At 49.4% G+C, this 14,559-nt stretch carries 13 protein-coding genes; 7 read left to right on the top strand and 6 right to left on the bottom strand.

All coding sequences use genetic code 11. From position 1 onward, the window contains the following. Positions 1-73 precede the first annotated feature (73 nt). Positions 74-1,261, bottom strand: coding sequence for a serine hydrolase domain-containing protein (locus L21SP2_RS09605; protein WP_024268310.1), 1,188 nt, complete (start codon positions 1,259-1,261; stop codon positions 74-76). Between the two features lie 99 nt (positions 1,262-1,360). Between L21SP2_RS09605 and L21SP2_RS09600 the strand changes: the two genes are divergently transcribed. After that, positions 1,361-1,921 carry a PadR family transcriptional regulator gene (locus L21SP2_RS09600; protein WP_053335658.1) on the top strand — a complete coding sequence of 187 codons (561 nt, stop codon included), beginning with the start codon at positions 1,361-1,363 and terminating at the stop codon, positions 1,919-1,921. Positions 1,922-1,960: 39 nt separating this feature from the next. Here the strand turns inward: L21SP2_RS09600 and L21SP2_RS09595 are convergent, their stop codons facing one another. The 4 genes from L21SP2_RS09595 to L21SP2_RS09580 all read right to left on the bottom strand — a co-directional run bounded on the left by L21SP2_RS09595 (position 1,961) and on the right by L21SP2_RS09580 (position 6,191). Then, complete coding sequence (locus tag L21SP2_RS09595; protein WP_024268308.1) at positions 1,961-3,118, bottom strand: AAA family ATPase; 1,158 nt, start codon at positions 3,116-3,118, stop codon at positions 1,961-1,963. Positions 3,119-3,307: 189 nt separating this feature from the next. Further along, positions 3,308-4,096, bottom strand: a complete 789-nt coding sequence (locus L21SP2_RS09590) for an MBL fold metallo-hydrolase (protein ID WP_024268307.1) — start codon at positions 4,094-4,096, stop codon at positions 3,308-3,310. 47 nt (positions 4,097-4,143) lie between these two features. Then, complete coding sequence (locus tag L21SP2_RS09585; protein ID WP_144082983.1) at positions 4,144-5,127, bottom strand: hypothetical protein; 984 nt, start codon at positions 5,125-5,127, stop codon at positions 4,144-4,146. A 26-nt stretch (positions 5,128-5,153) separates the two neighbouring features. Further along, a complete protein-coding gene (locus L21SP2_RS09580; protein ID WP_024268305.1) occupies positions 5,154-6,191 on the bottom strand; it encodes a sodium:calcium antiporter in 1,038 nt (345 codons plus the stop codon). A 352-nt stretch (positions 6,192-6,543) separates the two neighbouring features. Here L21SP2_RS09580 and L21SP2_RS09570 point away from each other — a divergent pair, with 352 nt between their 5' ends. From L21SP2_RS09570 to L21SP2_RS09555, 3 genes are all read left to right on the top strand, one after another. After that, positions 6,544-7,446, top strand: coding sequence for an alpha/beta hydrolase (locus tag L21SP2_RS09570; protein WP_024268304.1), 903 nt, complete (start codon positions 6,544-6,546; stop codon positions 7,444-7,446). Positions 7,447-7,709: 263 nt separating this feature from the next. After that, positions 7,710-8,537: a hypothetical protein gene (locus tag L21SP2_RS09565; protein ID WP_024268303.1), complete on the top strand. Its 828-nt coding sequence runs from the start codon at positions 7,710-7,712 to the stop codon at positions 8,535-8,537. 488 nt (positions 8,538-9,025) lie between these two features. Beyond that, on the top strand, positions 9,026-9,829 hold the full coding sequence (locus L21SP2_RS09555; RefSeq protein ID WP_024268301.1) for a right-handed parallel beta-helix repeat-containing protein: 804 nt from the start codon (positions 9,026-9,028) through the stop codon (positions 9,827-9,829). Between the two features lie 459 nt (positions 9,830-10,288). Here the strand turns inward: L21SP2_RS09555 and L21SP2_RS09545 are convergent, their stop codons facing one another. Then, complete coding sequence (locus L21SP2_RS09545; protein WP_053335657.1) at positions 10,289-12,148, bottom strand: alpha/beta hydrolase family protein; 1,860 nt, start codon at positions 12,146-12,148, stop codon at positions 10,289-10,291. Positions 12,149-12,452: 304 nt separating this feature from the next. Between L21SP2_RS09545 and L21SP2_RS09540 the strand changes: the two genes are divergently transcribed. The 3 genes from L21SP2_RS09540 (at position 12,453) to L21SP2_RS09530 (ending at position 14,487) form a co-directional block, all read left to right on the top strand. Continuing rightward, positions 12,453-13,025, top strand: coding sequence for a hypothetical protein (locus L21SP2_RS09540; protein ID WP_024268297.1), 573 nt, complete (start codon positions 12,453-12,455; stop codon positions 13,023-13,025). A 115-nt stretch (positions 13,026-13,140) separates the two neighbouring features. Next, positions 13,141-13,851 carry a GNAT family N-acetyltransferase gene (locus L21SP2_RS09535; RefSeq protein WP_024268296.1) on the top strand — a complete coding sequence of 237 codons (711 nt, stop codon included), beginning with the start codon at positions 13,141-13,143 and terminating at the stop codon, positions 13,849-13,851. A gap of 33 nt (positions 13,852-13,884) precedes the next feature. Continuing rightward, positions 13,885-14,487 carry a LysE family translocator gene (locus tag L21SP2_RS09530; RefSeq protein WP_024268295.1) on the top strand — a complete coding sequence of 201 codons (603 nt, stop codon included), beginning with the start codon at positions 13,885-13,887 and terminating at the stop codon, positions 14,485-14,487. The last annotated feature ends 72 nt before the right edge of the window (positions 14,488-14,559 follow it).

The raw sequence follows: 14,559 nt of genomic DNA, 5'->3' as shown, positions 1-14,559 counted from the left end.
TTACAAAAAAACTAAATTACTTTGCTTATAAGAATTTATTAAACGCTGATCCATTAAAGAGGTCACCATAACCTCATTCTCTTTTATCTTTTCTGATTCTGGATATCAAACTGACAGCCGGGATAAGCAGGCGAACGCTATGTTCGGCAAACTTGTCGCTGCTGAAGTTGCTTATGTACACCGTATCATCCCGGTGATCAAAGAAAAGCTGGGTGCCCAGAATGCCCATATGCCCGTACATATGATTCATGAAACGCAGAAGTGGAAAAAAATCACCAAACTTGATCTTCATCATGCCGGTTCCATATTTGATTCCCCGGACAAATGTGTTTTTCTCCTGCATCATTTGGTTAAGTGATGCTTTTGAAATCAGTGAGCCGGAGAAAAGTGCCCGAACAAAAAGCTCAAGGTCGCCTGCCGTGGATATGATACCGCCGCCGCTCCAATCCGCAGAGAGGGCAGGAGTATTTCTCAAATCCAGCCCTCCAACCAGAATTGGTGCAGGCAGCTGTGTGTTGTCCGGATGCGGCCCCCGGGTTGCCAGATAACTGTGTTCCATTCCGAGAGGAGTGAATATCCATTCATCCAGAATTACATGAAATTCTTTTCCCGCAAGTTTCTCAATGATCAGTCCCAGCAAAATATATCCGGTATCCGAATAGTGAAAACCCTGACCCGGTCTGAAGTGGGCGCTTTGGTTCAATCGGCTGATATCCAGCAGATCCAGAGGGGTATATGCATTATCCGGGTTTTTGAGAAGCGTAGCCTGGAGGCTGTCTTCATCGTGTTGGGGATCAGAGAAATAGTCGGCAACACCGCTAGTATGGCTCAGTAAATGCTCAATGGTGACCATCTCCGAGAAATCGGTGTTGTTGCAGACAAATAAATCTTTCAGCCAGGGGGCCGGGAGTATGGTGAATATTTTTGTATCCAGCGAGCATTTTTTCTGCTCTATGAGACTGAATATGACAGTGCTGGTGAATAATTTTCCGACTGATGCAATGTGAAAGGGCTGCTGTTTCACCTCATCTACACCTGAAGTTTCAATTCCAGAATCGTTTCTGGAATAGGATAAGGAAAAGTTGGCGTCCCGGCGGTTGATATACAGAAGGGCTGACGGTGGCTGCTTACGTTTTATGAGTTTTTCAACCAACTTGTGGATCTGAGTCCCGGCCTTGGCAGCAGAGACAGGTGCTTTAGCCAGGATGATGAGTATCAGCACTGCAAGAAATAGCAGGAATAAAATACTGATGAGTGGCATGATATTTCTCCTTAAATATTACTAATAGTAACATAGTATGTTTGTTACAATGAATCAAGAGCAGGAAGTTGATTTTTCAATCCATGGCATTCGGGTATAATGAGTGCAGATTTGCGGGAAAGCAACCGAGGGGGCATTGTGGATTTTGTAGTGTTGGGACTTATCATGCTGGGGGCACAGACAATCTATGACATGAACGCAGCGGTAAAAGCAGGTATATCCCTTTTTTATTCAGCCAGTTACGGCAGCATTCAGGCGGCTATTGCGAAGCTCCTGAGGGAAGGAAAAATTGAAATTGCCGATTATGAAACTGAAGGCAGAAGGCGGAAACGCTATGGTATTCTTCCTGCGGGCAGGGAGGCATTTTATGAGTGGATGATGTCCATTCCTTCCGGTACCAAACTTGAGGTGCAGATTCTTTCCCGGGTCTATTTCGCAGGACTTCTTCCCGATGATGATGGGCGAAAGCATCTGGGCGAGAATATCAGAACTGCCATAAACAACGGACTTGAAGAACTGCTGGCTCTTGAAAAAACCCTTGATTCCATGGATGTATCCGGCGAATTGCAGGAAGTATTCCGGTATCAGCGGGCTACACTCAGATACGGCATTGAGAGTCATACCATGGCCAGGTCCTTTTTTGAACGGGAACTCCCGTAACACCCGCGTTCCTGACCGAATCAGGTTCTGGACGGCAGATTACAGGTTCCAGGCTTTCAGGAACGCTTCAGTGTAAAAGTGTTTTTCAAACAGATCGACAATCTGACTGTTTTTTTCCTCATCATACGGTTGAAGCTTGGTATTTTGAATGCATTTGTACACTTTCTCATCCGCGGAGTGGGTGTCGTCGGGGACATAGAGGGCCGGCACCCCGTATTGTCGTACCATGTCCATACTGTCTTCCAGCCGGGCGGCAGGTTTTGTTGATGTGAGAACCAGGCCAGCGATGCGCTTTTCCGCCGGGCGTCGGGCATTATCTTCCAGAATCAACCGCAGACGTCTGCGTGACATGGAGGAAAGGATGACTATATCTCCGGGATCTATGGATTCTGAGGGCAGCAGGTTTTCGTGGGATTGGGAGATTATCGACACACCAGCGCTGGGAACGTGCCAGAACTCGCTGTCCTTATCGCCCGCAGCTTCGTACACGGAAAAATACTGGGACAGTTGTTCCATGGAGGGTTTGCCCAGACGGTCGACACTGGGTAAAAAGCCGAAAATTGATATGGTGTTTTCCGGGGAGCCGAATCGTTTTGTAAGATATTCCGGAGTGATCAGGCGCTCCATTTGACCGATTTTTTCCGGCAGGAGCTTATTGAAGATCACGCCCCGCACCTTTGCACCGGTGCAGCGCATATAGGTGAAATCAACCTCAAGCATATCCAGGGTTTTTCCCAGGCCCCCTCCTGCCAGATACACAATCTCTGCATCTATGAGCCGACTTACCCGGGAATTTGAAAGGCCGACGATGCCTCCCACCCCCAAATGTCCCGTACCCTCTGCGATTACCACAGTTTTGTCCGACAGTTTCTCCATGGCTGTGACAATATCGGTCTCAAATCCTGCAGTAACCAGGCTTTGATCCCCCTGCTCCAGAAATGACTTTGTGACACCGCTGCCCAGGCGGACAGGGGAGACCGCTGACATATCAATATTCGGCAATGCAAAGCGCTGAATGATTGTGGCATCTTTATCTACATTGCGGCCGTCCATGAGCTGAACCAATTCCTGGCCGACGGGCTTAATGTAGCCGATTTTCTCTGCGGGAATAAACTTTTTCAACTGGCTGATAATCCCCAGGCTGGTCATAGTTTTTCCTGCATGCTGACGAAATCCGGCAACGTAAATCACTTTCATTGTTTCCCCCTTTGATATTTATCCTGCATGCACCCAATAGAGCATATTCGGATAAAAAATATCGATATAAAATATCTAACTATAGTTTGAAGATTATGTCAACATGAGCGGGTAGGGAGTACAGGAACCGGATGGATAATTCCGCCCTCAACGAGTGTCAGGAGCTGTTGCGGTATTGAGAGTTCAGGGTTATATGGTGATAATTGAACCGGTATGGTTGTAGAAAACTTCTGCATTTACCAGAGTTTGCAGCTGGGTATACTGGCGTACACCGGTGCAGTGAGAGACGCCGATCCGCCGGATTTTGAACCCGTTAAGGATCCGGGCTATAGCATCCAGATCCTGGCTGTGACGAAGGTGGAAGCCTCCTACTACCAGATCAACCGGCAGGTGAAAATGATCAACGGCGGACTGAATAATATTGGTGATACCCCGATGGGAACAGCCGCTGAGGATTTGCAGCCTGCCGTTTCGCACTAAAACCAGGCTCTGCTCGTCTGAAAACTTATCCGGAACCCTCTTTCCATCTATATCCATGGTGAACCCCTCCATGTTCAGATCTTCGGGGTAGGTGATTGATGCCGCAGGAAGAATGTAGACGGTTTCACTTATTCGGGTAACGCCTTCAGTTCGGGAGGAGGCTTTGGTCAGCTCCGGTGAGGCCATGCCGATATATTCTCCATGGCGGTTATAGCGGGGAAGGGAGGCCTGGGGATGGATCCAGAGCTTCATTCGGGGATTCATGGACATAACCTCACCGAGCCCTCCGGTATGGTCATAGTGTCCGTGGCTGATAATACAGTGATCAATGTTTCCGGGATCGATTCCCAGCTCCCCGGCATTTTGAATCAGCCCTTCAGTCTGACCGGTGTCAAAAAGAATCTGCTGTCCGTCCACCTCAACATGCAGAGCCAGTCCATGCTCTGCGGTTAACCGTTTCTGATATACCAGGTTTTCCATAAGAGTGGTTATCATCATGTCAGCCTCCTCGGGTAGTTCTTAAGTCATCAAAAGAACGTTCAAATTTATATGTTGTGCCTGGCCTGTACAATCTGCCGCCAAACCATGAACAGCGAAATGCCCAGAAAGATATGCGAAGAAGAGTGCAGTAATGTGACAATAAGCCCGGTGGGAGGGTAGATTTGATAATGGTACACAAAATAATATGCGCCGCTTGCGCTGAGAGGCATGAGCAATAGGATGAGCATATTCCACCAAGCAATACCTGTCCGGAATAGGTAAAGGATCTTCTCTTCTTGTGCAATATTTCTATAGCTGTACAGGGTGTAGATGGCAATGCCCAAATATATTACCAGCAAAATGGAATTCCGCGGGTTCATGACGAGCAGTTGTATCCCCTGTTCAGAAAGCATCAGCAACCACAGAGCCAGGGTGAGAACGGAAAAAAACACCACTTCGGTTTTTTGGGGGGTGAATTCGGTCTTTCGCAGAAAATTCAGTAAAACATAGCCGGTAATAAGGCCGGCGCTGGTTATAAGTGCATAGACGGTAAACTGCCCGGGGGAAAGGATAAATGGGAGATCGGAAATATGAGACCAGGACGCCCAGAATGCCCAGAAGAGACCCAGGCTTATGGAAGCCATGATAGTAAACAGCATGGAATTTTTTATGAGAATGCGGCGCATCAGGTACCACCCCAGTAAAACATCCGCAATAACGTGCCATGACAATGCAGGCCAGCTAAGGCTTTCGGTGAAAATGAGAGGAATAACCACTCCCTCTGTTGCTATTCCAAAAAAACCGGCTGCTATATAGAGTGCCCAGAAATTGCCAATCTTGAAATAGTAAAGAGGTATAAGCAGCCATACTGCGAAAAGGGCATAATACAGGGATAATTCAATGTAGCTGACAAGGCCGGCCGTACTGGTGCTTTGGAAAATACCGATAATAGCCTGTGCCGGGCCCTCGTTTACAAAGAAGTACTCGGAGAAAAACATCAAGATGAGTCCCGTAGCGTAGATTGTCAGCAGACGAAAGAGTAGATGCATTAATATATATTATACCCGATTTTGCTTTATGAGATCAGCAGCATCACCACGCCTGCGATGTACAGAACCAGAATCGCAGAACTCTCGAAGCCGATGCGCCCAAGGCCGTAACGTTCCCGTCGAACCAGTCCGATCATCAGTATGCCGCACATCAGCAGGGTTAAGGAGACCCAGAATTCCACCTCGGAAGTGATGGCGTGATAGATCGAGCCTTCACGGTAGGCGATATCCGAGACGGCGGTGAACAGGGTGTCGAAGGCATTGCCCCCGATGATACCGCTCACCGCAAGAGTCAGAGCGCCCCTGCGTACGGCGGCGATGGATGTTACCAGCTCAGGAATTGAGGTGCTCACTGCGGTGAGCAGTACGCCTACCACTGTCTGGGAGAGACCGGTTTGCGCAATAATGCTGGTTGCGGCGGGCTCAAGGGTTAACCCGGCAGCTCCCAGGACGGCCATGAGTACAATAAATTCGCTCCACAGGCGGAGAAGGGAGGGTATGCGGCTCTCAGGGTCGGGTTGGTCCTGGCGGGTATCCCGGGTTACTGACGGATGCCACATGGGGGCTGCTTTCACCCCTCGGATCAGGTGAATTCCGAAGATGTAAAAGGCGAACAGAATCGGGGTTACGGGGTGGATCCCCCAGATCGTTGCATCCGGCAGATTGGGTGCAAGCAGTATCCAGGCGAGAAGGGTGATCAACAGACCGTTCTGGAGCATGTTGGGAGCGGATGCCGCGGCATGTTCCAGGTTCGCCCGGCGATAGACAATATCTGCAATTGCAAGGAAGAACGTCTGCACGGCGATTCCGCCAAGTGCGTTGCTCACCGCCAGTTCGGCATGTCCGTTCCAGGCCGCAGTCACCGACAATACGACACCGCTTAAGGATGTTGAAGCACCCAGAAGAATGGCTCCGGCAGCCGCCTCGCCGATTCCGGTTCGGTCGGCAAGCTGATCCACCACCCGGGTTATCCGTGTGCCGGCGAAAGTGATTACCAGTGCACATCCGCCGAATACCAGGCTGCTTTCCAGTAATGTCCAGTTCGCGGTTTGAAATATCAGCATTAAGATCCCTTTCTAATCACGGCACTCATATGCAATGCTTCGGAGGTACCTGCCGCTATGACTTCTCTTTTATAATTATGCAGTGGAAACGGTACTGCAAGCAGGTCAGGCAGTGAACAGAATTTTCTGGCATTTGATGCATACATCATCAACAACACAAAAGCGTAGTAGAGTATACGAATGAGCACAAGGAAAATCAGCAGCATTCTGCATTCTTGGGCATTCGATTTTGTCCAGCCGGATCCCAGCCGGACAGAACAAGGGTATGGGATAAAAGAATCAGCCGCAACTGCCGCCCGTTGTGTTACAATCCATCATAGTTCAACATAATTCAACATAGATGAGGTTCTTCATGAAGCCGTACTTTTTGCTTGCAGGTGCACTGCTCCTGATTCTCAGTTCCTGTGTCACCGACACTCTTCCCCCTCCGCCTCCGGGGCAGAGACCTGAACCGGGTTTACTGGAAACACTGCAGCAGGCCGGGAAGGAGAAGCGGGGTACAATTACGCATATCCAGGACTTTTCCATGACTGAACTGGAAACTCAAAGAGATATCTGGATATATACACCCCCGGGCTATCATGAACAGGAATCACGTTACCCGGTGATATACATGCATGACGGACAGAACCTATTTTTTCGGGATCTTGCGTTCAGCGGTGAGTGGATGGTGGATGAGGTGATGGACGGGCTGTACGCCCTGGATTATTTCTCCGGAGCCATTGTGGTGGGCGTTGGCAACGGCGGGGAACGACGGGTTTCCGAATACAGCCCCTATCCGACGGATTTCAACGGAATGGAAACCCTGGCGGTTGAATATCTACGGGATCTGGTAAACCTGGTGAAGCCCTGGGTTGAAGAGAATTACCGTGTTCTTCCGGGCAGTGAATACCACAGCCTGGCCGGAAGCAGTCTCGGAGGTCTGATCTCCCTCTATGCCCCGTTGGTGATACCCGGTGAGTTCAAGAGTATTATCGCCATGAGCCCGTCCATCTGGGTTGCCGATGCATCAATTATTCAGGATTTGTCGAGGCAGAATCCCGGGGCTGAAGACCTTCGAGTGTATCTGGATATGGGAACCGGCGAAGGGAATGAAAATGTTGCGTTAACCCGGCAAATGGCTGAGCTCCTCCGGAAACAGGGTGTTGAGGATATCAAGCTTGTCATAGATGAAGATGCCGGACACAATGAAACGGCTTGGAGAGAACGGCTGCCGGAGCTTCTGGCCTGGTTGTACGGTTTTTCCCTGGAATAGCTGATGGCTGGTATGAGGGTCATCGCCATATCTGAGTCCGGGATGCCCTAAAGATACGGTTTTCAAGCTTCAGTGCACTGAAATATCTTCTGCTGCCCGCTTCGAGACTTGCCAGACCGTTAAGGCTTTTTCTATCATTACATATGAAATTGCAAAAATGTTGTATATTGATGCTGGTTCTACTTTTAATAGGCGGATGCACGCTGCCTGTTGTTGAAGACGACCCCGAGGACCATCAAAATCCTGAAAGATCCCCTTCTCGCATGGCTGATCACAGCATTGTCCCCGTATTAAAGGCAGGCCAGATTCCCGAATCGGCCATTCAAAAAGCAATCGACACGTTGCACATCGGATACGGTCATACCAGTCATGGGTCACAGGTGACTGACGGAATGGCAGGTCTGGTGGTATTCGCCAATAACGGTCATCTGAACAACTCCTATACCACCGATCTTTTTGTATGGAACCGCGGCGGTGCAGAGGGAGCTCTCGATCTGTATGAAGGGTCAGGGTATTCTGACGGCCACCTCGAGCTTGATGCAGGCTACAGCGGCTGGGATGAAAAAACCAGGGATTTTCTCGATGACCCTGAATATGCGGACTACAATACTATCATCTGGTCCTTTTGCGGTCAGCTCAGCGGATGGAGTTCGGAAGAACTGCGGGATAACTACCTGGATAAAATGGCTCAACTGGAGATTGAATATCCAGAAGTTACATTTGTCTATATGACCGGTCATCTGGACGGCACGGGTGAGTCAGGGAATCTGCACCTGCGAAATGAGGAAATCCGAGAATACTGCATATCCAATAATACGTGGTTGTTTGACTTTGCTGATATTGAAAGCTACGACCCTGACGGGATTTCCTATTTGGAAAAGTATGCCGATGATGGATGCAACTACGACAGTGACGGAGATGGATCTAGAGACAGGAACTGGGCGGCTGATTGGCAGAACAGTCATATAGAAGGAGTAGAATGGTACAGCTGTGATTCCGCTCACAGCCAAGCCCTGAATGCCAATATGAAAGCCTATGCCGCCTGGTGGCTGTTTGCAAGAATCGCCGGGTGGAGTGATCAGGACTCGTGAGTCGTTCAGGACATTACGGCTCTTTTATGGTGCTTTGATATGCGGCCTGGCAGGGGCAATATATGCAAAGAACGAAAATCTTCCTGCCCTGGCAGTGGACAGGTATCTTTTGACATTATCTGTCAGGGCGATTAAGGAGGGGCTTGTCGGCGTCAGAAAACACGGGTTGCCCATCTATCCCTTGAAACTTTGCATTTTTCTTCTTGCTCCCGTTTTTCTTTTAAGAATCCAGTTTCAAATTCTCTTTAAAAGCCCCCTGGCCCGGATTGCTTTGGCGGCACATGCCAATACGGCCAGAAATGAAATGGAAACCATAGCCCGGGGCATATTGGAGCTTTGCAGGATGGAGAACTGTCGGTATGGGAATATCCAGCAGCTATGGAAAATCCCTATTGAATGAAAAGGTGAGGTGAAATATGCATAAACAGATTGTCTTTCTATTCCTTTTGATCCTTTTGATCCTTTTAAGCCAGGGTTGCAGGTTCCCCATGGAGGTTGAAGAGAAAGACATTACTCCTCCGTCGGAAGCCTACCCGAAACCGGACAGGACAAATACCGGTCCGCGCACCACTGATCTTGAGATCTGGGAGCCTGGCCTTACCAAAATTAAGGAAGACGGTGCGGTTCTCGAGGGCTTTTCCCTTGAGGGTGAGATTTGGATAGAAGCAGACAATGTGGTCCTACGAGATTTTGTAATCCATGGGGATGGCATATATGATCCGATTGAGGAAACCGGTAATTTTTACGGCATTAAAATGTCCGGTGGCACCAATGCTACATTTGAATATGGAGAAATCCGAAGAGTACTGAGTGCCGGGATCCTGGGCAGCGGCTTCACTGCCCGGCACCTCTACATCCATGACACAGGCGGTGATGGAATTAAGGTTTCTGACGGCAATCGAACCTTGATAGAAGCCTGTTTCATTGAAAAACTCGGCATGAGAGATGGAGCCCATGCCGATGCGGTTCAGATGAGAAGCGGCGGATCGGATGCGATATTTCGCTACAACCATTTCTATATTCCCGGTGAAGCATCGAGTCACTATCCTGGAAGTCCCTATAAGGCCAACACCACATTTATGATGACCGACACCGAACGGTACACCGATATTCTGGTGGAATATAACTGGCTTTACGGAGGAGGGTTCACTGTTTATGGAGTCCCGGGGATGTCTTTACGCGGCAACCGTTTCGGTGACGAAGCGTATTATCATTACGGAGTCCTGACCGGAGAAGTGGATCTCTGGGAGGAAAATGTCTGGGATGAAACAGGTGAGATTATCGATTTCTGAGATCACCGGTGTGGGGGCGATTGGAGCCAACAGGAATACCCGATCATCCCGTTATTCAAGGGGCATCATTCTTTCCGGGTAACCTGGTCATCGTTTCCGGCGGAACTGAATTCGAGCCCGGACGGCATCCGGAAATGAACCGCACACCCCGGTTCACGAAGCTTCATGTACAGTGCATTATGGTACGGCAATTCCAATAACCCCGCTCCCGGTTCCCCCTTCTGTCGCGCTCCGTCGTGCCATTGGCGGTTTACCCCCAAAAAGTGAAAGAGAACCGCCATCAATATCAGCCTGAATGAAGCACCATCAATCAAAAAAAACTCCTCGCCAGCTGTCTCTATCCGACGTGTCTCAATAAAAAAAGGCTCTGAAGCCAATGCTCCAGAGCCAGGGGGTGCCGGCCGCACAACCTTCACCGGCACAACTCACTTCTTTACATATGCTGCATTCACGCAGCGGTTAGATCTGGGTAAGTGTATTACTTGCCATAATCATGGGCACCAGAAGTCCCCAGATAATACCTCCAAGATACGGGTTCCCCGTCAGTTTATACAGCTTCCGGGAAACAATCGCACCCACAGGAATAATTACCACAATGGGGAACAGCCAAATACCGTAGATATTTGAAATGCCCTTGAAAAACACATCTCCGGTGGACATAAACGTCACATACTGGAGAATAATCATGATCCCGGGAGCCAGACCCGTGAAGCCAGCTGCTACCGCGGTGTTGTACCATTCCTTATCTCCCAGCTTGAACTGGTTGAAACTGTTGGTGGCAACCGACATGGGGATGTAGTACAGAAGGAACAGCGGTGCGTAGCGCAGCGCAATACCGATCTTATCCGGGCTGAACGTACGAACCGTCAGAACCCAGAACCGGAAATCCGCCTTGAAAAAATAATCAACTGCAAACACCAGAGCAAACGCAGACGCCAGGACGGTCACTGCCAGGGCAACTGTCTTGATCAGCGGCATGAGAGCAATGGCAATTCCCCGTTCTTTGGGGTCATACCCGTTCTTCCGCGAGTACAGATAATAACTCAGTACCAGAAGGACAATCAGTGAAACACCTACCACGGTACTCCACACACCGATAAAATAGGTGGGTGCCTGGGGAAGGAAGGCAGGACGGTTGGCCCTGGTCCATGCTCCCAGGTTCAGGTAGGAAACGGCGGCAATGACTGCTACCACTGCAGAACCGATCCAGAACCACAGCTTCCCGTTGCGGTTCAGAACCATGGTTTTGGGTTCCTGATCCTTTCGTAATGATGCAAATGCCGGGGTGAACAGCAGCACCTTGGCGAAAGCCACTATGAAGATCACCCAGCCCACCAGACCGATGAAATTGAACATTGCCTTGAAAATCCAAATCTGGTTCGACTTGGGGATGGGGTTGGGTGCTCCGAATGACTCTTCCCAATATTCAATACCCTGGGCTGCAGATTTCATGGAGAAATGATTCCATGGATGAATCTCCCAGGGGGTGTAAATTACCCGCAGAGCCAACTCTCCGTTCACACGATTGGTATAAAACACGCCGCTCTCACGAACCTCCACCGGATCGCTTCCGAAGTTCAGAAACGACTGTGCGTACTCGGTGGTGATAAAATCCCTGGGAAGGGTCTGAGTCCCGTCGGCCTGTACGGTACGGAAGAAAAACTCATCAAACTGTGCGGCAATAATGCCAACATCCCGGGTACCGTAGCGGTTCGTATAGGGCTCCCGTGCGTCCGGAGCAATAATGCCGGTATACAAGGGCTCGTTTTCAGATGTGGTGTACATTGCATCGTTGGCCACCAGGAGTACCGAATCAATCAGCGGTTCTTCGGCCATGTTATCTTCCCGGATAGAGAGGTTCGCCGCTCTGGCACCGTTGGAATGCCCGGTTACCCCGATTTTGTCGGTATCAACATAGGGGAAATCTGCCATGAGTTTTACCGCATCGTACATTCCGGTACCCGCAACATACCATTCCGCAGGGGTAACTGCGTCGGAATGCCCATGACCGTACATGTCGATGGACATTACCACATATCCGCGCCTCGCCCATTCAACATAGTTAAGGTCCTGCATCTCCCGGTTGTTGTACCATCCGTGACTGGTGACAATTCCGGGCGCGGGGTTATCCTCACTCGCATTGGGCGGAATGAACAGCAAGGCGCTCATCAAGTCGCCGGAAGCAGTCTCCCAACGAAGGTCCTTGATCTCCACCCTTCCACCGGATGTTTGAACAATGGAAGCTCCGATTGCGCTCACCAGCACGAGTATCAGAGCGACTCCCAGCCATTTCCAGGCCAGTTTTTTCGCATCAGCCATTGCATCCTCCTCTTAACTTGGTCAGATATTTCTGACAAAACTACTATGGCTGATGAAATTATCAGGCCCTTATCAAAACCTGTCAAATATTTTCCCAAATAAACAAAGTATTCCGTCTGAAAGTGGTTAAATGAACATAAACGATCATTCCGCAGCAGTACCGGTATACCAGCTTCAGACTCATAGCGTCTCCATTTATGCATCATATCAACCGATCAGGGACAAAAAATCGTATAGCCCCAATATATAAATTGTGTTGAGAAAATATGAGTTCCCGGGTAGGATGCACGCTGAGGAGTTTTTGATGCACAATCGAATGATTATGATTCTGATTTTCTGTCTGATAACCGCCGGGGTGAGCGCCCAGACGGTGGGAGAAAATTTTGAAGCCGGCGGAGTGGTACTGAGTCTTTCAGGGTACTATTTCAACAATCTGGTGGATGAAGATGAAGGTGACCGGGAGTGGGAGTTGAAGGTTTCTCCCAATTTCTCTTTTTTCGTAGTAGATTCTCTGGCGTTGGAAGCCGGCGCCTTTCTGCATCTTGAAGATAAATATGATGCGTTTAATTATCTGACGGTAAAACTTGGCGCCAGCTACAGTTTTGTGAGCTATCCCAACCGGCAGGCAGGACTTGTACCGTCCCTGGGGGCTGACGCATATATCTACACCGGGGCGTATGATCAGTTAAGCGGATATCAGATTATTCCTTTCTTCAAACTGATGGCATTTGTACAGCCCAGGGTTGCTCCTTTTGTCCGCCTGGAGGCTGTAAGGCTGAATTTCGATGATGACCGCAGGTTCCCCGATGAACCCTACTTGAACCTGGAATTCGGCATTGGTTTTCACTTTCCCAACAGAGAGCTGTCGTTGTTTTAAGGACCGTTCCAAGGGATGGGAGGAGCAGCCGCCGGCTGCGTCGGTCTCCATCACCCACGCTGCTGTAAGCACTGCTTGATTGTGATTCGAAAATATCCCATTGTAGAGGGTACGAATGTTTTATCATGAATATTTTACCCCCGCACAGCTGCCGCCGGATCTTTTCGACCTGTTCCTCTCCCTTGGATGGTATCCCATGGGACAGGGGATATTCACAACCTCACACCTGGATACCGGGAGCGAAGAGCCCCAGAGGGTACATTGGATCCGCTATCCTGTATCCGGTGTAATGGACCGCTCTTCACATAAAAGAATCCGCAGGAAAAACCGGGGTTTTAGCGTTGAGCTTCTTGATCCATTTCAGCATCGGAGAGAGCTGGACCGACTGTATGAACACTATTTCAGCTCCATAGACTTCGACGGATATGAAAGCATACAGGATGCAACCTGTGGCCGGGGAAAAACAAACATCTACAACGGAAAGGCCTGGATCGTACGTGACGGAACACAGCCGATTTCCTGCGGTATTTTCTACACCGGAACGAATTCGGCTGCATCAATTCTCCATTTTTTTCATCCGGAATACCGCCGCTTCAGTCCGGGAAAATATCTCATTCTGCTCACCCTGGATTATTGCCGTAAACACAAACTGGAATGGTACTATCCCGGCTATATAATAGAGAATAATCCCCGGATGGACTACAAGCTTTTTCTGGGGAAGGAACATGTACAATACTTTGTGCCCCAGGGGGGACCTGTTACCGGAAGCTGGGCGGGAGAGAGCGGATTGTGGAAAGTTGACTTTTCACTGAAGTCCCCCCTTTGACCTGATTTGTCTGCACCGGCATAATCAGAACATATGAACTGGACACTGTATGCCGGATTTCTGGGCTTTGCCATTGCCGCTTCGTTTACCCCCGGACCCAATAATCTCATAGCTCTTTCAAGCGGAGCCAATTTCGGTTTCCGGAAAACCCTGCCCCATTTGACAGGGGTTGCTCTGGGTTTCGGATTCATGCTTTTTCTTGTGGGATTGGGACTTGGAGCCCTGTTTGAGGCGGTTCCTGTGGTGTACAATGTTCTCCAGGTTGCCTGCCTGTTGTATTTAATGCTTTTGGCCTGGAAGATGGGCACCAGCGGAGCAATCGGATCGGTGAAAGACCGAGAAAAACCCAACAGTCTGTTCGCCTCGGCGCTGTTTCAATGGGTGAATCCCAAGGCATGGTTTGCCTCTCTCACCATCGTATCCACATTCACGGATCCGCAAAACTACTGGCAAAGTATGAGTTTGAACTCCATCTCTATTATGATCATCGCCGCCGCATCCATATGCAGTTGGACGCTTTTCGGAAGGGTGTTCCAGAGATTTCTTTCAAGTCCTCGCCGGCTGAGTGCGTTTAACTGGACCATGGCGGCAGCCCTGGTATTTTCCACTGCACCGGCCATATTTCAATTCAGTTAAAACATATTAATTTCCCAGTTGATTTTTCTTCTCTGAACTTGTAGTTTGTTGCTGAGTAAAATACTATTACAT

Source organism: Salinispira pacifica, from assembly GCF_000507245.1.
GTDB lineage: Bacteria > Spirochaetota > Spirochaetia > DSM-27196 > Salinispiraceae > Salinispira > Salinispira pacifica.
The sequence above is the reverse complement of the archived record's forward strand: the minus strand, read 5'-3'. Positions and strand labels throughout refer to the sequence as shown.

Excerpts from the sequence above, each read along its gene's own strand:
- L21SP2_RS09605 (WP_024268310.1), bottom strand. The coding sequence starts at position 1,261 with ATGCCACTCATCAGTATTTTATTCCTGCTATTTCTTGCAGTGCTGATA.
- L21SP2_RS09600 (WP_053335658.1), top strand. The coding sequence starts at position 1,361 with ATGAGTGCAGATTTGCGGGAAAGCAACCGAGGGGGCATTGTGGATTTT.
- L21SP2_RS09595 (WP_024268308.1), bottom strand. The coding sequence starts at position 3,118 with ATGAAAGTGATTTACGTTGCCGGATTTCGTCAGCATGCAGGAAAAACT.
- L21SP2_RS09590 (WP_024268307.1), bottom strand. The coding sequence starts at position 4,096 with ATGATGATAACCACTCTTATGGAAAACCTGGTATATCAGAAACGGTTA.
- L21SP2_RS09585 (WP_144082983.1), bottom strand. The coding sequence starts at position 5,127 with ATGCATCTACTCTTTCGTCTGCTGACAATCTACGCTACGGGACTCATC.
- L21SP2_RS09580 (WP_024268305.1), bottom strand. The coding sequence starts at position 6,191 with ATGCTGATATTTCAAACCGCGAACTGGACATTACTGGAAAGCAGCCTG.
- L21SP2_RS09570 (WP_024268304.1), top strand. The coding sequence starts at position 6,544 with ATGAAGCCGTACTTTTTGCTTGCAGGTGCACTGCTCCTGATTCTCAGT.
- L21SP2_RS09565 (WP_024268303.1), top strand. The coding sequence starts at position 7,710 with ATGGCTGATCACAGCATTGTCCCCGTATTAAAGGCAGGCCAGATTCCC.
- L21SP2_RS09555 (WP_024268301.1), top strand. The coding sequence starts at position 9,026 with ATGGAGGTTGAAGAGAAAGACATTACTCCTCCGTCGGAAGCCTACCCG.
- L21SP2_RS09545 (WP_053335657.1), bottom strand. The coding sequence starts at position 12,148 with ATGGCTGATGCGAAAAAACTGGCCTGGAAATGGCTGGGAGTCGCTCTG.
- L21SP2_RS09540 (WP_024268297.1), top strand. The coding sequence starts at position 12,453 with ATGCACAATCGAATGATTATGATTCTGATTTTCTGTCTGATAACCGCC.
- L21SP2_RS09535 (WP_024268296.1), top strand. The coding sequence starts at position 13,141 with ATGTTTTATCATGAATATTTTACCCCCGCACAGCTGCCGCCGGATCTT.
- L21SP2_RS09530 (WP_024268295.1), top strand. The coding sequence starts at position 13,885 with ATGAACTGGACACTGTATGCCGGATTTCTGGGCTTTGCCATTGCCGCT.